This is a genomic window from Streptomyces iakyrus (genome assembly GCF_000717055.1).
GTDB classification, from domain to species: domain Bacteria; phylum Actinomycetota; class Actinomycetes; order Streptomycetales; family Streptomycetaceae; genus Streptomyces; species Streptomyces iakyrus.
On record NZ_JNXI01000020.1, the window covers coordinates 257,347 to 276,948 of the forward strand.

A 19,602-nucleotide genomic window follows, 5' to 3' on the forward strand; every position below is an offset into this window, starting at 1 on the left:
GCGTAGCCACAACGGGTGGCTGTCGGAGGGACCGGCTAATCCCATGAGGAAGCTTAATCCACCCTCCTTGCACAACCACTCGGAGTACTAGAGCCGGATCCGCCGCCGCACCGGTTCCACCGCGCACACCACGCCGAGGACCACCGCCCCGGCCAGCAGCACGGCCCACCGGTCGTGTGCCGCGGCCCACCGCTCGTCCTCCACCGGCACGAACAGGGCCCAGCGGCCGGGCCAGAACAGCAGGGCCAGGACGGCCGTGGCCAACAGGCCGACCGCGACCGGCAGTCCGGGCCGGGTGACCTCGCTGAAGCGCACCGCGGCCGCCGCGCCGGTCACCGCCAGGACGACGGCGGCCGCGGCCTCCAGCGTGATGTCGCCGACCGGGGGCCGCACGCCCGGCGGCACGAGCAGCAGGGCCACCGTCCACCAGGCCGCCGCGGCCGGGACTGCCAGCGCGACGCGCAGGCCGATACGCACCGGGCGCGGGGTCGGCACGGCGGCCGTGGTGTGCCGGGCGGGGTCGTCCAGGAGGAAGGCCAGGCCCACCGCGAAGGCGAGGACCGCGGCCCGCAGCAGGTACAGGGAGAGTCCTTCCGCCGTCTCGCCGGCCCGGGTCAGCGCGGCGAGCAGCAGTCCCGCCGCCCCGGCCGCGCCGACCGTGCCCCACGGCACCGTCCGGTGGACGGGGAGCACCAGCTGCCGGGTCATGAGAGGCACTTGTCCTCCCCCTCGGGCGCGGGCAGGCCCAGCAGCCCGGCCGCCCGGGCCGCGGTGATCTTCGGTGCGGTGAGTTCGTCCCACCGGTCCTCGACCCGTGCGCCGGCCTCGGCGCGGGGCAGGTCGAGCAACGCGCGCAGCACCTCGGTCTGGGCCTCGGTCATGTACAGCCCGTTCGTGGGCTGGAGCACGGAGTCGGAGCCGGTGACGGTGTCGTTGAGGCGGACCCTGCGCAGCGCGTCGAGCGGGTCGGACTCCCAGCCCACGGCCAGCCACATGAGAGGCACGATGCGGCCGTCGCAGATCGAGGTGGCGGCCTTCTCGTCGCCCGCGATGAGCACACCGGCCACGGCGGCCGAGAACTCGGGGACGCGGTTGCCGCCCCACTGGGTGCCCACCGTCACTTCGTGCGGGCGTTTCAGGGGGTCCAGAGCGGCGTCACCGGAGAGGCCGTAGCGCGCGTCGACCCGCTGCCGTACGACGACGTCCTGCTCATGGGCGCTACCGCCGGCCAAGGAGCGGACCCGGTCCACCACCGCGGCCCAGTCCCCGACCCGCGGCCCCCACTCGGGGAACGCGCAGTAGGTGGAGCCGTCCCGGCGCACACAGGACTGCACCTGCTCGGGGTGCACGGTGGCGCGCTCGCGCGCCTTGACCAGCTCGGGGGAGTCGCCCGCCGACTGGGCCACTCCGCCCACCAGCGTCAGGGCCAGCGCCCCGGCGGCACCGGCGAAGACGGCCGGCTTGCGGCCACCGGCGACCAGGACCGCCACCAGGCCCAGGAGCAGGGCCAGTCCGGCGAGGTACAGGGCGTGCCAGGCGGCCGGCCGGCCCATCAGGTCCGACGGCAGGGTGTTGGAGGTCGCCTCCTCGACCGCCGGCAGCAGCCACCTCCCCCCGTAGTCCAGGCCCGAGAAGAACAGGAACAGGAACAGGAAGAGCACCACCAGCAGCGGCGCCACGAGAGCGGACCGCACCAGCCCCGCCACGAGCAGTCCGGCCAGGCCGAACAGCAGCACCGTCAGCGGGCCGACGAGCAGTTCGGCCACCGAGCCCTGCCCGATCGCCCCGGGGCGCATCGCTTCCCGGCCGAACTGCCCGGCCACGCACACGGCGGTGACCAGGGCCGCGGCCGCGACCGACAGGGCGTGGGCGACCGTACGGCACCAGTGCGGGAGCACCAGCACCGCGAAGTGCCGCTCGGTGCCGTGCCGTCGGGAGCGCAGCGCGGCCTGGTTGACGGACAGCAGGACCGCGAGGCCGACGAGCATCGGCGCGCCCTGGGTGGCCCGGTCGGCGTCCTGGAGGGCCGGGTAGTCGCCCCAGGCCCTGCCGGCGCGCCACACGGTCCAGCCGATGTACACGGTGAAGGCGAGGAGCACCGGGATCCGGGTCAGCAGGCGGCGGGACTCGAACAGGGTCAGGGCGAGCACGGCCTTGAAGGCCCCGCCGGGCTCGTTCCGTGTCCCGGACACGGCCGGCTTCTCCACGAGCGTGGTCATGCCGTCACCTCCGCTCCGGCGTCGTCGAGCGTGAGCAGGTAGCCGTCCTCCAGGGTGGGTTCGAGGAGATCGGCCCCGGCCGGCGGATCGCCGACGTTCCGGAAGGAGCCGGTGCCCGTGCGCCACCCCGCCCTCGCGCCGGAGTCCCGCTCGGTACTGCTCCACACCCGCCCCGCGGCCCGCGCGGTCAGCTCGGCCGGAGTGCCCTCGAAGCGCACCCGGCCACCGGCCATGACGATCACGCGGTGGCAGAGCATCGCCACGTCCTCCGTCTGGTGGGTGGACAGCAGGACCGTCCGCCCCTCCCCCGCCCCTGCGATCATCTCCCGGAACCGCATGCGCTGTTCGGGGTCCAGGCCCACGGTCGGCTCGTCGAGGACCAGGAATCCGGGGTCCCCGGCCAGGGCGGCCGCCAGGGCCACGCGCTGCCGCATGCCGCCGGACAGCTTGCGGATGCGCTTGCCCCGCACGTCCGCCAGGCCTACCTCGTCGAGCACCCGCCGCACCTCCCGGTGCCGGGCGCCCCGGTCGGTGATCTCCTTGAGGATCGCCACGTAGTCGACGAACTCGAAGGCGGTGAAGTCCGGGTGGAAGCCCGGCGTCTGCGGCAGATAGCCCAGCCGCCGCCGCACCTCCTGCCGGCCGCGGGCGGTGGCGGGGTCGTGCCCGAGCACGGTGAAGGCGCCCTGGTCGGCGGGCAGGGCCGTGGCGAGCACCCGCAGCAGCGTGGTCTTGCCGGCGCCGTTGGGCCCGAGCAGCCCGGTCACGCCGGCGGTCAGCCGCAGCGACACCTCGTCGAGGGCCCGGGTGCCGCCGTAGCGGAGGCTCAGCCCGGAGGCGGACACGGTCGGGGTCATACGGCACGTCCCTGGAAGAGGTCGAATCGGTCACGGAGCAGGAAGAGCAGCCCGGCGGCGAGCGCGGCGACCACCGCCGCCACGCCCTGCCCGGCCACGGTGAACGGCGCGAGCGGCACGTCCGCCCCCGCCCGCAGCACATCGGCCGCCAGCAGCAGCCCGGCCCACGCCCCGCCCACCAGGGACGGCGCGAGCACCGGCCCCAGCCGGGGCATCAGCGCGAGCCCGGTCGCCGTCAGCGCCAGCCCGGGCAGCAGCCAGGCCAGCGCCCGCAGCCCGTAGGCGGGCAGGGCGAGGGTCGCAAGACCGTTCAGCGCGAGCACGACGGCGAGCACGGCCACCGTCCGGATCATCAGCAGCCGGAACCCGTGCATCGGCGCAACGACGGCCATCTCGTACGTCGGGTCCAGCGCGGGCCCGTACGACAGCGCCACGCCCGCCAGCGGCAGCAGCGGCGCCAGGGCCAGGAACAGCGTCGGGAACTCCCCGGTGCGCACCGAGTGCCCGGCCGCCACGCTCAGGAGCAGCACGGCGACGACGGCCCCCAGCCAGGACCGCCGCAGCACCGGCGTCGCCGCCAGCAGCCGCGCGGTGTGCCCGGCCACGCCCATCCGCACGAGCAGCTTCTCCAGAAGCCCCGTCCGGGGCGCGTCCAGCTCTGCGTCGAGCCGTTCCCACCCGGCGTCGAGAGCGACCGGGTCGCCGACCTCGGCCAGTGCCCCGCGGCACCGGGCGCAGGAGGTCAGATGCGCGTCGGCGGACCAGAGCGCGGGAGCCGCCAGCTCCCCTCGGACGTAGGCCCGCAGGTCCTCTTCCGGCACGTGCCAGCTCATGCCAACGCCTCCCTCAACTGCTTGCGGGCCCGCATCGCCCGTGTCTTGACCGTCCCGGGCGGTATCCCGAGCAGCACCGCCGCCTCACGCGTGGTCAGCCCGTCGATGACGGTCGCCTGGAGCACCGCCCGCAGCTCCGGCGACAGCCGGACCAGCGCTCCGGCGAGGTCCCCGTGCTCCACCCCCGCGAGCACGCGTTCCTCCGCCGACGCCTCGTCCCGGTGCCGCAGCCGCGCCAGGGCCTGCCGCAGCCGCCCCCGCGCCCCGTCGCCGCGCAGCGCGTCCACCAGCCGCCGCGACGCGATGCGCCACAGCCACCCGGCCGCGTCCGCGGAACCGGCCTCCTCCCGGTGGCGGGCCTTGCCCCGCCACACCGCGAGGAACGTCTCCTGCACGACGTCGTCGACGACCCCGAGGTCGGCGCACCGTCCCCGCAACCGGGCCCGGAGCCAGGGCGCGTAGCGCCGGTACAGCTCCTCGAAGGCATGCCGGTCGGCGTCCGCGGCTATGGCCCGCAGCAGCTCCCCGTCGCTTCTCGTATCGCTCACGTCTCCTCATCGGACGGCCCGGCCCGAACGGTTCACGAAAGCACGCTTGACTTTGCCGGCCCGTTCCACCACCCTTTCACTACTCAATTAGTGAAAGGGTGGTTCAAGCAATGGTCGAGTACCGCATCGACCGGCGCAGCGGCGTGGCCACCTACGTCCAGATCGTCCAGCAGACCAAGCAGGCCCTGCGCCTGGGCCTGCTGGAGCCGGGCGACAAGCTCCCGACGGCCCGTGAGGTGGTGGAGGCCACCGCCATCAACCCCAACACGGTCCTCAAGGCCTACCGGGAGCTGGAGCGCGAGGGCCTGGTCGAGGCCCGCCGCGGACTGGGCACGTTCGTCCGCAAAGCCCTGAGCACCGCCCCCGCCGACTCCCCGCTGCGCGCCGACCTGGACGCCTGGGCGGCCCGGGCCCGCGAGGCCGGGTTGGAACGCGAGGACGTGGCCGCCCTCTTCACTTCCGTACTCGACGCGCATTTCGCTGACTTCAAGGGGGACGCATGACCGACACCGCCATCGAGGCGGCCGGACTGGGCAGGAGGTTCGGGCGACGCCGCGCTCCGGCCCTGGACGGCTGTACCTTCCGGCTCCCCGCGGGCCGCGTCTGCGCGCTCACCGGCCCCAACGGCGCCGGCAAGTCCACCCTGCTCGCCCTGGCGGCCGGGCTGCTCCGCCCCACCGAGGGCGGCATCACGGTGCTCGGCACGACCCCGGCCGCGGCCCGTGAGCGCCTCGCCTACGTCGCCCAGCACAAGCCCCTGCACCCGCAGCTGACCATCGCCGGGACCCTGCGGCTGGGCCGTGACCTCAACCCCCGGCGCTGGGACGCCCGGGTCGCCGAGCGGATCGTCGCGGAGGGCGGCCTCGACCCCGACACGAAAATCCGGGCGCTCTCCGGCGGCCAGCGCACCCGCGTCGCGCTCGCCCTCGCCCTCGGCAAGCGCCCCGAACTGCTGCTGCTGGACGAGCCGATGGCCGACCTCGACCCGCTCGCCCGGCACCAGCTGACGGCCACGCTCATGGCCGACGCCGCCGACCACGGCACCACGGTTGTCATGTCCTCGCACGTCGTCGCGGAGCTGGAGGGCTCCTGCGACCACCTGCTGCTCCTCGGCTCGGGCCGCGTCCGGCTCGCCGGGCCGCTCGACGACCTGCTCGCCGCGCACACCCTGGTCACCGGCCGGGCGGGCAAGGCCCTCGACCCGCACACGGTGGTCGAGTCGCGCGCCACCGGCCGCCAGCTGACCGCCCTGGTCCGGCCCGCGGGTCCCCTCGGCGACGGATTCCAGAGCGACCGCCCGTCCCTGGAAGAAGTCGTCCTGGCCCACCTGCGCTCCCCCGACGCCCCGCCGCTCCTGCTCGACCGGCGGGGGGCCGCCGTATGACCGCCCTCGACACCGTGACGGCACCGGCCGTCACCCGGCACACCTCGCCGTCGCGCGGCCTGGTCCTGGCCATGCTCCGGCTGCACCGCACGGCGCTGCTGTTCTGGCTGGGGCTGGTGGTGGTGGCCGCTGGGGCGCTCCTGTGGGCGATGGGCCCGGGCGCGGACGCCGCCTGGGCCGAGTACACGGACCTGGGCTGCGACCAGGCCGCCCCGAACCTGGGCTGCGACTCCCCCGGCCCCGCGAACAGCCGGTACCAGACGGCCGTGACGGTCGCCATCGGCCTCGTCAGGCTCCTGCCGCTGCTCACCGGGGCCTGGGCGGGCGGCGCCCTCATCGGTCGCGAGCTGGAGAACGGCACCGCCCAGCTCGCCTGGACCCAGTCGGTCGGCCCGGCCCGCTGGCTGGCCGCCAAGCTCGCGGTCCCGGCCCTGCTGCTCGTGACGGGCACGCTCACACTGACGCTGCTGCACCGCATGCTGTGGTCGGCGGACCGGGGGGCCGCGATCAATGTCATGGGCTGGCGCGCGTGGCACGACACCGGCGTCTTCGAGGTCAACGGCACCATCGCCGCCGCCGAGGCCCTCGCCGCCCTGGCCCTCGGCGTCCTGGCGGGGATGCTGCTGCGCCGGACGCTGCCCGCCCTCGGCGTCGCGGTCCTGACCGTCATGTCACTCGTCTACGTCCTCGACGCCCTGCGCCCGTACCTGTGGCCGGTGAAGACGGTCGTGACGAGCCTGGACGACGGCACCCCCGGCATCGACAGCATGATCGTCGAGACCGGCGCCATGACCGCTTCCGGTGCCCGCGTCCCGATCCCGTCGTGCTCGGGTGAGCCCGGCTGCGACGCCAGGACCGGCATCACCCACTACTACGCCGACTACCACCCGGCCTCCCACTTCTGGCCCCTCCAGCTCATGGAGACCGGCCTCCTCCTCGCCGTCGCCGCCCTGGCCGCCGCGACCGCCTTCGTCCTGCTGCGCCGCCGGACGGGAGCGGCCGTATGACCGCCCTCGGCACGGCGACGGCACCCGCGGTCCCTCCGGGCGGCCTGGTCCGTACGGTCGCGCGGACGCACCGCACGGCCCTCGTGCTGACCCTCCTGGTCCTGGCCACCGCGACGGCGGCGCTGGCCTGGCTGCACTCCCTCGGGGACGAGGCCCGGGCAGGAAACCGCGCCTGCGCCACGCCCCCGACCGACGGGCTGCCGTCCTGCGCGGCCGTTGAGGCGATCACCGTCGACGAGACGTACGCGAGCGGCCTCGCGGTGATCGCCACGGTGCTGTCCTGGGTGATGTTCCCGGTGGCGGCCTGGGCGGGCGGCGCCCTGGTCGGCCGCGAGCTGGAGAGCGGCACCGCCCAGCTCGCCTGGACGCAGTCGGTCGGCCCACTGCGCTGGCTGGCCGCCAAGCTGGCCGCCCCCGCCGCGCTGCTCACCGCCGGCACGGGCGGGCTGGTCCTGGTGAACGTCTGGGCGCGCGGGGACAGCAATCCCAACCTGGCCGGCGACTGGTACTACCCGGACGTGTTCGTGTCGACCGGCCCGGTGGCCGTGGCCTACGCCCTGGCGGGTCTTGCCCTCGGAGCCCTGGCCGGACTGGTGTGGCGCCGGGCCCTGCCCGCCGCAGGAGTGGCCCTCGCGGCCTCCCTGCTCCTGCACAGCCTCCTGGAACGCCACCGCGAGGACCTCTGGCCGTCCGTCACCCGCACCGAGGCCGGCAGCTTCGAACTGCCGCGCTCGGCCCTCCAGGTCGCCTGGGCCGACTCCCCCGTGAACGGCGTCCCGGTCACTCGCGCGACCTTCCACCCCGAGTCCCACTTCTGGCCCCTGCAATACGTGGAGACCGGGCTGCTCCTGGCCGTGGCCGCCACCGCGACGGCCGCCGCCTTCGTCCTGCTGGCCCGCCGCCTCCCCTGAACCCGGTCCGTGCGTCCTTCCACGGGGGGATGGACGCGCGGACCCTCCCCCGGACCCCTCGCGAGCCGCCCCCCGGTGTCCCGCACGTCATGTCGCCGTAACCATTGATTCAGACGAGCTTGCGAAGCTCGGCCAATGAATCCCGCCGTGCCAGAGCCTTCCCCGCCCCGTGAGGGTCCCGAGGGAAACGGGAGCACTCATGTGACACCTCAGCTCCCGCCCGCGCTGTCCGACGCGCCCGTGATGCTCGCGGCGCGGAAGAATGGGTCCATGAGCCAGCCGAACACCCAGGCACAGGTCCAGCACGCGCAGCCCTCCGTGGGCTCCATCGCAGCCCACCGCCCCCACACGGTGGCGGCGGTGGTCTCCGATCTGGAACCGGACATCGACGCCGACCTCGACGCGTACGAGGAGTCGCCGTACGACGGGCCCGAGCTGCCGCAGGGCCGTTTCCTCGACCGGGAGCGCAGTTGGCTCGCGTTCAACGAGCGCGTGCTCGAACTCGCCGAGGACCCGAACACGCCCCTGCTGGAGCGGGCCAACTTCCTCGCGATCTTCGCCAGCAACCTGGACGAGTTCTTCATGGTCCGGGTGGCCGGTCTGAAGCGCCGCATCGCCACCGGCGTGGCCACCCGCTCCGCCTCCGGCCTCCAGCCCCGCGAGGTGCTGGAGATGATCTGGGCCCGCTCCCGTGAGCTGATGGCCCGGCACGCCGCCTGCTACCACGAGGACGTCGCCCCCGCCCTCGCGGAGGAGGGCATCCACCTGGTCCGCTGGAACGAGCTCCAGGAGAAGGAGCAGGCCCGCCTGTTCACCCTGTTCCGGCACCAGATCTTCCCCGTGCTGACCCCGCTGGCGGTCGACCCGGCGCACCCCTTCCCGTACATCTCCGGCCTGTCGCTGAACCTGGCCGTCGTCGTGCGCAACCCGGTCACCGGCCACAAGCACTTCGCCCGGGTCAAGGTGCCGCCGCTGCTGTCCCGCTTCCTGGAGAGCTCCCCGGGCCGCTACGTCCCCATCGAGGACGTCATCGCCGCCCACCTGGAGGAGCTGTTCCCGGGCATGGAGGTGCTGGAGCACCACGCCTTCCGCCTCACCCGCAACGAGGACCTGGAGGTCGAGGAGGACGACGCGGAGAACCTCCTCCAGGCCCTGGAGAAGGAGCTCATGCGGCGCCGCTTCGGGCCGCCGGTGCGCCTGGAGGTCGAGGAGTCCATCGACCGCGAGGTCCTGGACCTGCTGGTGCGCGAGCTGAAGATCAGCGAGGCCGAGGTCTACCCGCTGCCCGGGCCGCTGGACCTGACGGGCCTGTTCCGGATCGCCTCCCTGGACCGGCCGGAGCTCAAGTACCGCAAATTCGTCGCCGGTACCCACCGCGACCTCGCCGAGGTCGAGTCGGCGTCCCCGCCGGACATCTTCGCCGCGCTGCGCGAGCGGGACGTCCTGCTGCACCACCCGTACGACTCGTTCTCCACCTCCGTCCAGGCCTTCCTGGAGCAGGCGGCCGGCGACCCGGCCGTCCTCGCCATCAAGCAGACCCTGTACCGCACTTCGGGCGACTCCCCGATAGTCGACGCGCTCATCGAGGCCGCCGAGACCGGCAAGCAGGTCCTGGTCCTGGTCGAGATCAAGGCCCGCTTCGACGAGCACGCCAACATCAAGTGGGCGCGCAAGCTGGAGGAGGCCGGCTGCCACGTGGTCTACGGCCTGGTCGGGCTGAAGACCCACTGCAAGCTGTCGCTGGTGGTCCGCCAGGAGGGCGAGACGCTCCGCCGCTACAGCCACGTCGGCACCGGCAACTACCACCCGAAGACGGCCCGCCTCTACGAGGACCTCGGCCTGCTCACGGCCGACCCGCAGGTCGGCGCGGACCTCTCGGACCTCTTCAACCGCCTGTCCGGCTACTCGCGCCGGGAGACCTACCGCCGGCTGCTCGTGGCGCCCAAGTCGCTGCGCGACGGCCTGGTCTCGCGGATCACCAAGGAGATCCAGCACCACCGCGCGGGGCGGCCCGCCTACGTCCGCATCAAGGTCAACTCGATGGTCGACGAGGCCGTCATCGACGCCTGCTACCGCGCGGCCCAGGCGGGCGTGCCGGTGGACATCTGGGTGCGCGGCATCTGCGCGGTGCGCCCGGGCGTGGCCGGCCTGTCGGAGAACATCCGGGTCCGCTCGATCCTCGGCCGTTTCCTGGAGCACTCCCGGGTGTTCGCCTTCGGCAACGGCGGCGAGCCCGAGGTGTGGTTCGGCAGCGCCGACATGATGCACCGCAACCTCGACCGCCGGATAGAGGCCCTCGTCCGGGTCACCGACCCGGCCCACCGGGCGGCCCTGAACCGGCTGCTGGAGACCGGCATGTCCGACTCCACCGCCTCCTGGCACCTCGGCCCGGACGGCGACTGGACCCGGCATGCGACCGACGCGGACGGACAGCCCCTGCGCAACGTCCAGGAGATGCTCATAGACGCCCGGAGGCGCCGGCGTGGCACAGCAACACCTTGACCCGACCGATCCCCGGTCCAGGCACGCCGGGCCCGTCCCCACCGGTGACGCCCTCGCGGGCTATCTGCGGGCCCAGGCCACGGAGTTCCTCCGGGCACTGCGCCTGCACCGGGAGACGGGGTCCGGGGCGAACGGCTCGGAGAGCTCCGCCGAGGCGGCCCGCGCCCTGCGCCGCTCGGCCCGCCGCATCAGCGCCAGCCTGCACACCTTCCAGCCCCTCCTGGACTCGGACTGGTGCGAGGCGATGCGCCCCGAACTGGCGTGGGTGTCGGGGACGCTGGCGATGGAGCACGCGTACACGGCACGCCTGGAACGCCTGCTGGCCGCCCTGCACCGGCTGTCGGGCTCGGCGGCGTTCCCGCCCCAGAGCGGTGCCCGGGCGACGGCGGCACCGTCTCCCAAGGCCGGCGCGCCCGCCCAGGAACGCGGCAACCTGACGGTGGGAGCGGCCAAGGCGGGTGCCCTGCTCGACCGGCAGCTGACACTCGCCCGCACCCGGGCCCACTCCACGGCCCTGCAGGCCCTCGGGAGCAGCCGCTTCCACGCCGTCGCGGACAAGGTCGCGGTGCTGGCCAGCGAGGTCCCGCTCGCCAAGACCGCCGGCACCACCGACCTGCGCCCCCTCTCCATCGCGGCCCAGGACCGTCTCGCCGACGCCGTGACCGCGCTGCCCCTCGTCGTCGCGGGGCACCCGTACAACGCCGCGGCCCTGGTCCACGGCCTGTCCCCGGACACCGTCCCGCACCCGCAGGACGCCCCGTGGCACCAGGTCCGCCTGCTGCTGCGCCTGCACCGCTACGCCCGCGAGGCGGTCAGCGGCCCCCAGGGCAACACCGTGGTCGACCTGCGGCTGCTCGCCGCCGGCCAGGCCCTGAACCGGCACCGCGACGCCTCGGAGGCGTCGGCGTCGGCGGCCCAGGCCGCCCGCACCCCGCGCATCGCCCCGGCCACGGCCTACGCCCTCGGCGTGCTCCACGCCGACCAGCGGCACGAGGTGGAGGCGGCGCGTTTCGCGTTCCAGCAGGCCTGGCAGAAGGAGACCGTCGGCGCGTCATGACCGGGCCCGGCACCAGGAGGCGGTGAAACCGGTGAGCACCCCCAAGGACACCACGGTTCAGGCGGCGGGCTGCGTGCTGTGGCGCCGCCCCCGCGCCACCGGCGAGCCGGAGCTCTGCCTCATCCATCGGCCGAAATACGACGACTGGTCGTGGCCGAAGGGGAAACTGAAGCGCGGCGAGGAGGCACTCGCGGGCGCGCTGCGCGAGGTGGCGGAGGAGACGGGCTGCCGGGCGGTTCCCGGCCCCGAGCTGTCCACCCAGCGCTATCGGGCCAACGGCCGACCCAAGAAGGTCCGCTACTGGGCGGCCGAGGCCGTGTCCTGCGCGTTCTCCCCGACATCCGAGGTGGACCGGGTCCTGTGGCTGACTCCCGCCGCCGCCCGGGAGCGCCTCACCCAGGCCCACGACCGGCCCCTGGTGGACGAGCTGCTCGCCGTCCTGCGCCTGCCCCGGACGGCCGGCTGACCGGAAGATCCCCTTTCGTCAGCAAAAGCGGAATGCCGACGTGCTCTCCCCGTGAGCATTCCGTGACCTAACCAGGCCTTAGGCAGGGGTTCACCCCGCGTTCATTTGCGGCCATCGGCGGCTTCACCTGATCTGCCTAATTTCGGCCTTACCGACGCGAGCCGCGCCCACTGAGGGCGACCGCGTCCGCATCACTCAGACTTCGCACGCCGCCGATCAGGACGGCGGCTCCTGGAAGGAACTCAAGTGAAGCTTCAGCGCATGAACCGGCGGGCCCTCGCTCTCGGTGCTCTCGCCGTCTCCGGCGCCCTGGCCCTCACGGCGTGCGGCTCCGACGACACCGGCGGCGGCGCCAACGGCGGTTCCTCCAACGCCGCCGCGCCGAGCAACGTCAAGTGCGACGACGCTTCGGGCCAGGTACTCGCCGACGGCTCCTCCGCTCAGAAGAACGCGGTCGACGCCTGGGTCAAGCAGTTCTCCGCCGCCTGCAAGGTGGAGATCAACTACAAGGCCGGCGGTTCCGGCGCCGGTGTCACCGCGTTCACGCAGGGCCAGGTCCCCTGGGCCGGTTCCGACTCGGCCCTGAAGCCCGAAGAGGTCGAGGCTTCCAAGAAGGTCTGCTCCGGCGGCCAGGGCATCGACCTGCCGATGGTCGGCGGCCCGATCGCCGTCGGCTACAACGTGCCGGGGGTCGACAAGCTCGTCCTGGACTCCGCGACGATCGCCAAGATCTTCGACAGCAAGATCACCAACTGGAACGACCCCGCGATCGCGAAGCTGAACCCCGACGCGAAGCTGCCCAACCTCAAGATCCAGGCGTTCCACCGCTCGGACGAGTCCGGCACCACGGACAACTTCACCAAGTACCTGATCGCCACCGCGAAGAAGGACTTCCCGTACGAGGGCGGCAAGGCCTGGCAGGCCAAGGGCGGCCAGTCCGCTCCGCAGTCCTCGGGCGTCGCCGCGCAGGTCAAGCAGACCGCCGGCGCGATCGGCTACTTCGAGCTGTCGTACGCCAAGGACGGCATCAAGACCGTCGCCATCGACACCGGTGCCGCCGAGCCCGTCGAGGCGACTGTCGAGAACGCCACCAAGGCCATCGCGGACGCCAAGGTCGTCGGCACCGGCAAGGACCTCGCGCTGAAGCTGAACTACGAGACCAAGGCCGACGGCGCCTACCCGATGGTCCTGGTGACGTACGAGATCGTCTGCGACAAGGGCAACAAGGCCGAGACCCTGCCCGCGGTCAAGGCGTTCCTGCGCTACGCGGCCTCGGAGGACGGTCAGAAGATCCTCGCCGAGAACGACTACGCGCCCATGCCCGAGGACATCATCGCCAAGGTCCGCACGACCGTCGAGAGCCTGAGCTGACCCGAGTGCGGTCCGGCCTCCCCAGGGAGACCGGACCGCACCGTCCGGTGCACCGCCGCCAGTGGCCGTACCTCACGTACGGCTCCGCAGACCGGAGAACCTGATGGGCACACCCACACAGATAACCGACACACCACCACCCGCTCCGCAGCCGGCCATCGACAAGCGCGCCGCGCGCGGGGCCACCCGGCCCGGAGACCGGATCTTCCTCGGTCTCTCCCGTGGTTCGGGCATCCTGCTGCTGGTGATCATGGCCGCGATCGCGGGCTTCCTCACCTACCGCGCGGTCCTCGCCATCAGTGAGGACGAGGGCAACTTCCTCACCACCTTCGAATGGAACACCGGCGTCACCCCGCCGGTCTTCGGCATCGCGGTCCTGGCCTACGGCACGATCGTCTCCTCGATCATCGCCATGATCATCGCGGTCCCGGTATCGGTCGCCATCGCGCTGTTCCTCACCCACTACGCCCCCCGCCGGCTGCGCGGCCCGATCGCCTATGTGATCGACCTGCTCGCCGCCGTGCCGTCCATCGTGTACGGCCTGTGGGGCGCCCTGGTCCTCGTGCCGCACATGAACGGCCTCTTCGGCTGGCTCAACGACTACCTCGGCTGGACCGGCATCTTCTCCTGGCAGGGCGGCGCCGCCCGCTCCATGCTCACCGTGGGCATCCTGCTCGCGATCATGATCCTGCCGATCATCACCAACGTGAGCCGCGAGGTCTTCCGCCAGGTCCCGCAGATGCACGAGGAGGCGGCCCTGGCGCTCGGCGCCACCCGCTGGGAAGTGATCCGCATGGCGGTCATCCCCTTCGGCCGCTCCGGCGTCATCTCCGCCTCGATGCTCGGCCTCGGCCGCGCCCTCGGCGAGACGATGGCCGTCGCCACCGTGCTCTCCCCCGACTTCCTGATCCACAGCAGCCTGCTCGACCCGGGCGGCGGTACCTTCGCCCAGAACATCGCCAGCAAGTTCAGCGAGGCCACCGAATTCGGCCGTGACGCGCTGATCGCCTCCGGTCTGGTCCTGTTCGTCATCACCCTGCTGGTCAACGGAGCGGCCCGCGCGATCATCGCCCGCCGCAAGGAGTACTCGGGGGCCAACGCATGAGCACCGCAACCGTCACCCCGAAGCGCCCCAGCACCCTGCGCGGCGGCCAGTTGCCCAAGTGGGCCCCGTGGGCCATCGCCGCCGGATCCGTCGCCCTCGGCATCGGCATCAGCGCCGCCGCCGGCCTGCACAGCAGCATCCAGTGGGCCCTGATCGCCGCGATCCTGCACGTCCTCGGCACGTATGTCATCGCAGCCAAGGTCGAGAACCGCCGCCAGGCCAAGGACCGCGTGGTCACCTCGCTGGTGTGGGTCGCGTTCCTGCTCGCCGTGGTGCCACTGGCCTCGCTGGTCTGGTCGACCGTCCAACGCGGCGTGAAGGTCCTCGACGTCTACTTCCTGACCCACTCGATGGGAGTGGTCGCCGACTCGGAGACGGGCGGTGGCATCTACCACGCCATCCTCGGCACGCTGGAGCAGGTCGGCCTCGCCACGCTGATCGCAGCGCCGGTCGGCGTGCTCACCGCGATCTACCTGGTGGAGTACGGGCGCGGCAACCTCGCCAGGGCCGTCACCTTCTTCGTCGACGTCATGACCGGCATCCCGTCGATCGTCGCCGGCCTGTTCATCCTCAGCCTCATGCTGATGTTCGAGATGGAGCCGTTCGGTTTCGCCGGCTCGCTCGCCCTCGCGATCCTGATGATGCCGGTCGTCGTCCGCTCCACGGAGGAGATGCTCAAGCTCGTCCCGAACGAGCTGCGCGAGGCCTCGCTGGCACTGGGCGTCCCGAAGTGGCGCACCATCCTGAAGGTGGTCCTGCCGACCTCCATCGGCGGCATCACGACCGGCATCATGCTGTCCATCGCCCGTATCGCCGGTGAGACCGCGCCCGTGCTGCTGCTGGTGTTCGGCAGCAAGTTCATCAACGCCAACCCCTTCGAGGGTGCGCAGGCGTCGCTCCCGCTGTACATCTACCAGCAGTACGGATCGGGCGAGGTCACAGCGTACGACCGTGCGTGGGCGGCGTCCCTGACGCTGATCGCCTTCGTGATGCTCCTGAACCTGGTGGCCCGCGGCATCGCCCGCTGGAAGGCCCCGAAGACCGGTCGCTGACGCGGCCACAGCGACTGATCTGACTGTCTGGAAGTGAAGTAATCATGGCCAAGCGAATCGACGTAAGCGGACTGACCGCCTACTACGGCTCCCACAAGGCGATCGAGGACATCTCGATGACCGTCGAGCCGCGCTCGGTGACGGCGTTCATCGGTCCGTCCGGCTGCGGCAAGTCGACGTTCCTGCGCACGCTGAACCGGATGCACGAGGTGACCTCGGGCGGCCGGGTCGAGGGCAAGGTGCTCCTCGACGACGAGGACCTCTACGGCACGGGCATCGACCCGGTGTCGGTCCGCCGTGAGGTCGGCATGGTGTTCCAGCGGCCGAACCCCTTCCCCACGATGTCGATCTTCGACAACGTGGCGGCGGGCCTGCGGCTGAACGGCGACTACAAGAAGAGCGAGCTGGCGGACATCGTCGAGCGCTCCCTCAAGGGCGCGAACCTCTGGAACGAGGTCAAGGACCGGCTGAACAAGCCCGGCTCGGGCCTCTCCGGCGGCCAGCAGCAGCGTCTGTGCATCGCGCGGGCGATCGCGGTGGAGCCGAACGTCCTGCTCATGGACGAGCCCTGCTCGGCGCTCGACCCGATCTCCACGCTCGCGATCGAGGACCTGATCGGCGAGCTCAAGGAGCGCTTCACGATCGTCATCGTGACGCACAACATGCAGCAGGCGGCCCGCGTCTCCGACCGCACGGCGTTCTTCAACCTCGCGGCGGTCGGCCAGCCCGGCAAGCTCATCGAGATCGACGACACGGAGCGGATCTTCTCCAACCCGTCGGTCCAGGCCACGGAGGACTACATCTCCGGCCGCTTCGGCTGAGCCGGACCCCGCCGACTCCTCGCGGTGCTGCATGGCGGTGCCACCGCGAGGCCGAAAAAGGGCCCGCCCCTCTCCCAGGGGCGGGCCTTTTCGCGTGCGGCGGTTCTTGCCGGTCTACAGAAACGCCAGATTCACGATCCCGAACGAAGCCGCAGCCACCAGCGCCGCGGCCGGCATCGTGATGAACCACCCCAGGATGATGTTCTTGGCGACACCCCAGCGCACCGCGTTCACGCGCTTGGTCGCCCCCACGCCCATGATCGCCGAGGTGATCACATGCGTCGTGGAGATCGGCGCCTTGAACAGGAACGCCGTGGTGAACATGATCGACGCACCCGTCGTCTCCGCCGCGAATCCCTGCGGCGGGTCCAGCTCGATGATCTTCCGCCCCAGCGTGCGCATGATCCGCCAGCCGCCGGCGTACGTCCCCAGCGACAGCATCACCGCACAGGCGACCTTGACCCAGATCGGAATCGGATCGCCGTAGTCCTCGACATCGGCGATGACGAGCGCCATCACCACGATGCCCATGGTCTTCTGCGCGTCCTGCAGACCGTGCCCCAGCGCCATGCCGGCCGCCGAGACGGTCTGCGCGATGCGGAACCCGCGCTTGGCCTTGTGCGGGTTCGCCTTCCTGAATATCCACAGGATCGCGGTCATCACGAGGTAGCCGGCCAGCATCCCGACCACCGGAGACACGAACATCGGGATGACGACCTTCTCCAGCACGCCGTGCCAGTAGACCGTCGTCCCCCCGGCCAGCGCCGCCCCGACCATGCCGCCGAACAGCGCGTGCGAGGAGGAGGACGGCAGCCCGAAGTACCAGGTGATGAGGTTCCAGACGATCGCGCCCACCAGCGCGGCGAAGAGGATGCCCATCCCCTTCGACCCGGTCGGCGTCTGGATCAGCCCCTCACTGACGGTCTTGGCGACCCCGGAGCCCATGAAGGCACCGGCGAGGTTCATCACCGCCGCCATGGCCAGCGCGGCCTTCGGCGTCAGCGCCCGCGTCGAGACGGACGTGGCGATCGCGTTCGCCGAGTCGTGAAAACCGTTGGTGTACGTGAAGAAGAGCGCGACCGCGATGGTCACGACCAGAGCAAAGGTGTCCATGAAGGGCTCAGGACTCCTTGACGGCGATGGTCTCCACCGTGTTCGCCACGTGCTCGAACGCGTCCGCCGCTTCCTCCAGCACGTCCACGATCTGCTTCAGCTTCAGGACGTCCATGGCGTCGTACTTGCCGTTGAAGAGGTGCGCGAGCAGCTTGCGGTGGATCTGGTCGGCCTGGTTCTCCAGCCGGTTGACCTCGATCCAGTACTCGGTGAGGTTCTCCATCGTCCGCAGGTGCGGCATGGCCTCGGCCGTGAGCTCGGCCGCGCGCGCCAGCACCTCGATCTGCTGGTCGACGCCCTTGGGCAGTTCCTCGACGTTGTAGAGGACGACCAGGTCGACGGCCTCCTCCATGAAGTCCATGATGTCGTCAAGGGACGAGGCGAGGGAGTAGATGTCCTCGCGGTCGAACGGCGTGATGAAGGAGGAGTTCAGCTGGTGGAAGATCGCGTGCGTGGCGTCGTCACCTGCGTGTTCCGCTGCCCGCATACGCTCTGCGATCTCGGCCCGGCCGGCGGTGTCCGCCCCGAGCAGTTCCATCAGGAGCTTCGAGCCCGTGACGATGTTGTCCGCGGAGGCGGCGAACATGTCGTAGAAGCTCGTCTCCCTGGGGGTCAGACGAAAGCGCACGTGGGGTCCTCGGGGTGTTTCGGCTTCGGTCAGGCTGATGCTAGGCGCATCATCCGGCCACGGCTATCGGGCCGCCCACCAGTGTCGCCCATCGGGCACAGTGATGAGCACGGGGGCGGTTCCCAGGGCCGTATACCCGGCAAAGTTCGGTACCATATACCCACCAGGGGTATCAGTTCACCCACTGTCCACCAGGAGGAAGCGATGACGGACGTGACCGACACGACAGATGTCGCACATGTCACCCCCGGCACCGCCGACACCGCCGGGGCGGACGTGGCGGCCGATCACGACCACGGCGTGCACGGGTACCACCAGCAGAAAGACGAACACCGCAAGCGCCTGCGCCGCATCGAGGGCCAGATCCGCGGCCTGCAGCGCATGGTCGACGAGGACGTCTACTGCATCGACATACTCACGCAGGTCTCCGCCTCCACCAAGGCCCTGCAGTCCTTCGCGCTCCAGCTCCTGGAGGAGCACCTGCGGCACTGCGTCGCCGACGCGGCCCTCAAGGGCGGTGACGAGATCGACGCGAAGGTGAAGGAGGCCACCCAGGCGATCGCCCGCATGCTGCGGACGTGAACCGGTCCCCCGAGCCGGTGATCAGCGCCTGGAGGAGTCCCGCTCCTCGGCGACTTTCAGCACCTCGTCGATGCTTTCCAGGCTGAGCCGCTCCTGGGCGGCCGAGGCCGCGATGATCAGCTCTCCGCACAGCTCGATCTCGGCGAGGGCCACGTGGTCCTGAACTGCCGTACCGCCGACCGGAGCCACGTGCATCACCTCGTCTCTGCCGTCACCGGCTTCCTAGAGTAGGGAGCGGCCTACACACCGCGCATGGCACGGACGGGCTAGTTCACGCCGGTCACTCCTCGGCGATCTTGCCCGCGTAGATGTCGTCGGCCGCGGGCAGCCGTACGCGCGCCGGGGCCCCGAAATCGTAGAGCAGCGTGGTCGAGGCGACGGCCACCGGGCTCTTCTGCTGCCCGTTCAGGAAGCTGAAGCGGTGCCTGACCTTGCGGATGCGCCCCTCGTCGTCGAGGTAGGCGTCGAACGGCACCGCGGCGGTGGCGAACCCGTCGGCCGCCGCCCTCAGGGAGTCCTCGTTCCCGTCCGAGGCGCGCCGGGCCGCGTCCCCGAGGTCCGCCGTCCCCCGGTAGTGCCGCACTCCGGTGCCCGCGACCTCCGTCCTGCCCACGTACGCCGCCGTCCGCGTCCCGAGCAGCACCTCGGCCGCCGCGAACGGATCGGTGGCGCCGCCGGTGACGAGGTTTCCGTCGGACAGGGTCCGCGTGTCCACCCGCACCCACTTGTCCGGGGGCACACCGGCACCCCGGTTCTTCATGAACAGCGCACCCGGAGCGAGCAGTTCGGTGATCGGCCGGCGCTTGGCGACTCCCGCGGGATCCTGCGGCAGCAGCACCTTCAGCTGCCCCATCCGCTTCCGGTAGTCGTACACCCCGGCACCCCGGATGGTCACCCGGGTGCCGCCGGCGGCCATCTCCATCGACGTACGGGCCTTGGAACTCCCCGCGTCCACCAGCCTGCCGGCGGCCTGGCGCAGCACCACGACCGCGTCCCCGCCGCGGGAGTCCCCGGCGACCGCGTCGCCCCCGGAGCACCCCGTGGTCCCGAGCCCCGCCCCGGCCAGGACCGCGGCCGCGACGACCGCCATACCCGCCCGCCCGCGCCGCCGTTCGCGCTGCCGCCCAGTCATCGCCTGCCTACCCC

At 71.8% G+C, this 19,602-nt stretch carries 21 protein-coding genes; 12 read left to right on the forward strand and 9 right to left on the reverse strand.

Annotated features, from left to right (window positions below; translation table 11 throughout):
• Window positions 1–87: 87 nt before the first annotated feature.
• The 5 genes from OO68_RS30430 to OO68_RS30450 are packed head-to-tail and all read right to left on the reverse strand — an operon-like array spanning window position 88 to window position 4,457.
• A complete protein-coding gene (locus tag OO68_RS30430; protein WP_033312363.1) occupies window positions 88–708 on the reverse strand; it encodes a hypothetical protein in 621 nt (206 codons plus the stop codon).
• Window positions 705–2,219, reverse strand: a complete 1,515-nt coding sequence (locus OO68_RS30435) for a hypothetical protein (protein ID WP_033312364.1) — start codon at window positions 2,217–2,219, stop codon at window positions 705–707. The genes OO68_RS30430 and OO68_RS30435 overlap by 4 nt, the downstream gene beginning before the upstream one ends.
• Window positions 2,216–3,076, reverse strand: coding sequence for an ABC transporter ATP-binding protein (locus tag OO68_RS30440; RefSeq protein WP_033312365.1), 861 nt, complete (start codon window positions 3,074–3,076; stop codon window positions 2,216–2,218). Before OO68_RS30440 ends, OO68_RS30435 begins: the two co-directional genes overlap by 4 nt.
• A complete protein-coding gene (locus tag OO68_RS30445) occupies window positions 3,073–3,909 on the reverse strand; it encodes a membrane protein (RefSeq protein ID WP_033312366.1) in 837 nt (278 codons plus the stop codon). The genes OO68_RS30440 and OO68_RS30445 overlap by 4 nt, the downstream gene beginning before the upstream one ends.
• Window positions 3,906–4,457 carry an RNA polymerase sigma factor gene (locus tag OO68_RS30450; RefSeq protein ID WP_033312367.1) on the reverse strand — a complete coding sequence of 184 codons (552 nt, stop codon included), beginning with the start codon at window positions 4,455–4,457 and terminating at the stop codon, window positions 3,906–3,908. The genes OO68_RS30445 and OO68_RS30450 overlap by 4 nt, the downstream gene beginning before the upstream one ends.
• Before the next feature lie 110 nt (window positions 4,458–4,567).
• Between OO68_RS30450 and OO68_RS30455 the strand changes: the two genes are divergently transcribed.
• From OO68_RS30455 to pstB, 11 genes are all read left to right on the forward strand, one after another.
• Window positions 4,568–4,960 (forward strand): GntR family transcriptional regulator, encoded by a 393-nt coding sequence (locus OO68_RS30455; RefSeq protein WP_033312368.1) that lies wholly within the window; start codon window positions 4,568–4,570, stop codon window positions 4,958–4,960.
• On the forward strand, window positions 4,957–5,841 hold the full coding sequence (locus tag OO68_RS30460; RefSeq protein WP_033312369.1) for an ABC transporter ATP-binding protein: 885 nt from the start codon (window positions 4,957–4,959) through the stop codon (window positions 5,839–5,841). Before OO68_RS30455 ends, OO68_RS30460 begins: the two co-directional genes overlap by 4 nt.
• On the forward strand, window positions 5,838–6,848 hold the full coding sequence (locus tag OO68_RS30465) for an ABC-2 membrane transporter-related protein (RefSeq protein ID WP_033312370.1): 1,011 nt from the start codon (window positions 5,838–5,840) through the stop codon (window positions 6,846–6,848). The genes OO68_RS30460 and OO68_RS30465 overlap by 4 nt, the downstream gene beginning before the upstream one ends.
• The gene (locus OO68_RS30470; protein ID WP_033312371.1) at window positions 6,845–7,759 is read left to right on the forward strand and encodes an ABC-2 membrane transporter-related protein; all 915 of its coding nucleotides are present in this window, start codon (window positions 6,845–6,847) and stop codon (window positions 7,757–7,759) included. Before OO68_RS30465 ends, OO68_RS30470 begins: the two co-directional genes overlap by 4 nt.
• Before the next feature lie 135 nt (window positions 7,760–7,894).
• A complete protein-coding gene (locus tag OO68_RS30475) occupies window positions 7,895–10,261 on the forward strand; it encodes an RNA degradosome polyphosphate kinase (protein WP_106974461.1) in 2,367 nt (788 codons plus the stop codon).
• Complete coding sequence (locus OO68_RS30480; RefSeq protein ID WP_033312372.1) at window positions 10,242–11,318, forward strand: CHAD domain-containing protein; 1,077 nt, start codon at window positions 10,242–10,244, stop codon at window positions 11,316–11,318. Before OO68_RS30475 ends, OO68_RS30480 begins: the two co-directional genes overlap by 20 nt.
• A 31-nt stretch (window positions 11,319–11,349) precedes the next feature.
• Window positions 11,350–11,784: an NUDIX hydrolase gene (locus tag OO68_RS30485; protein ID WP_033312373.1), complete on the forward strand. Its 435-nt coding sequence runs from the start codon at window positions 11,350–11,352 to the stop codon at window positions 11,782–11,784.
• Between the two features lie 246 nt (window positions 11,785–12,030).
• The gene (gene pstS / locus OO68_RS30490; RefSeq protein ID WP_033312374.1) at window positions 12,031–13,155 is read left to right on the forward strand and encodes a phosphate ABC transporter substrate-binding protein PstS; all 1,125 of its coding nucleotides are present in this window, start codon (window positions 12,031–12,033) and stop codon (window positions 13,153–13,155) included.
• Window positions 13,156–13,258: 103 nt separating this feature from the next.
• Window positions 13,259–14,260 carry a phosphate ABC transporter permease subunit PstC gene (pstC, locus tag OO68_RS30495; RefSeq protein WP_033312375.1) on the forward strand — a complete coding sequence of 334 codons (1,002 nt, stop codon included), beginning with the start codon at window positions 13,259–13,261 and terminating at the stop codon, window positions 14,258–14,260.
• Window positions 14,257–15,312 (forward strand): phosphate ABC transporter permease PstA, encoded by a 1,056-nt coding sequence (gene pstA, locus OO68_RS30500; RefSeq protein WP_033312376.1) that lies wholly within the window; start codon window positions 14,257–14,259, stop codon window positions 15,310–15,312. The genes pstC and pstA overlap by 4 nt, the downstream gene beginning before the upstream one ends.
• Before the next feature lie 44 nt (window positions 15,313–15,356).
• Window positions 15,357–16,133 (forward strand): phosphate ABC transporter ATP-binding protein PstB, encoded by a 777-nt coding sequence (pstB, locus tag OO68_RS30505; protein ID WP_033312377.1) that lies wholly within the window; start codon window positions 15,357–15,359, stop codon window positions 16,131–16,133.
• Window positions 16,134–16,247: 114 nt separating this feature from the next.
• Here the strand turns inward: pstB and OO68_RS30510 are convergent, their stop codons facing one another.
• Together OO68_RS30510 and OO68_RS30515 are read right to left on the reverse strand one after the other, a co-directional pair.
• Window positions 16,248–17,246: an inorganic phosphate transporter gene (locus tag OO68_RS30510; RefSeq protein WP_033312378.1), complete on the reverse strand. Its 999-nt coding sequence runs from the start codon at window positions 17,244–17,246 to the stop codon at window positions 16,248–16,250.
• A gap of 7 nt (window positions 17,247–17,253) precedes the next feature.
• Window positions 17,254–17,874: a DUF47 domain-containing protein gene (locus OO68_RS30515; protein ID WP_033312379.1), complete on the reverse strand. Its 621-nt coding sequence runs from the start codon at window positions 17,872–17,874 to the stop codon at window positions 17,254–17,256.
• Window positions 17,875–18,078: 204 nt separating this feature from the next.
• Here OO68_RS30515 and OO68_RS30520 point away from each other — a divergent pair, with 204 nt between their 5' ends.
• Window positions 18,079–18,456, forward strand: a complete 378-nt coding sequence (locus OO68_RS30520; protein ID WP_051814860.1) for a metal-sensitive transcriptional regulator — start codon at window positions 18,079–18,081, stop codon at window positions 18,454–18,456.
• A gap of 21 nt (window positions 18,457–18,477) precedes the next feature.
• Here OO68_RS30520 and OO68_RS46970 read toward each other — a convergent pair whose 3' ends face one another.
• A complete protein-coding gene (locus OO68_RS46970) occupies window positions 18,478–18,645 on the reverse strand; it encodes a hypothetical protein (protein WP_167345922.1) in 168 nt (55 codons plus the stop codon).
• Window positions 18,646–18,736: 91 nt separating this feature from the next.
• Window positions 18,737–19,588 (reverse strand): SCO4651 family lipoprotein, encoded by an 852-nt coding sequence (locus OO68_RS30525; protein WP_033312380.1) that lies wholly within the window; start codon window positions 19,586–19,588, stop codon window positions 18,737–18,739.
• Window positions 19,589–19,602 lie beyond the last annotated feature (14 nt).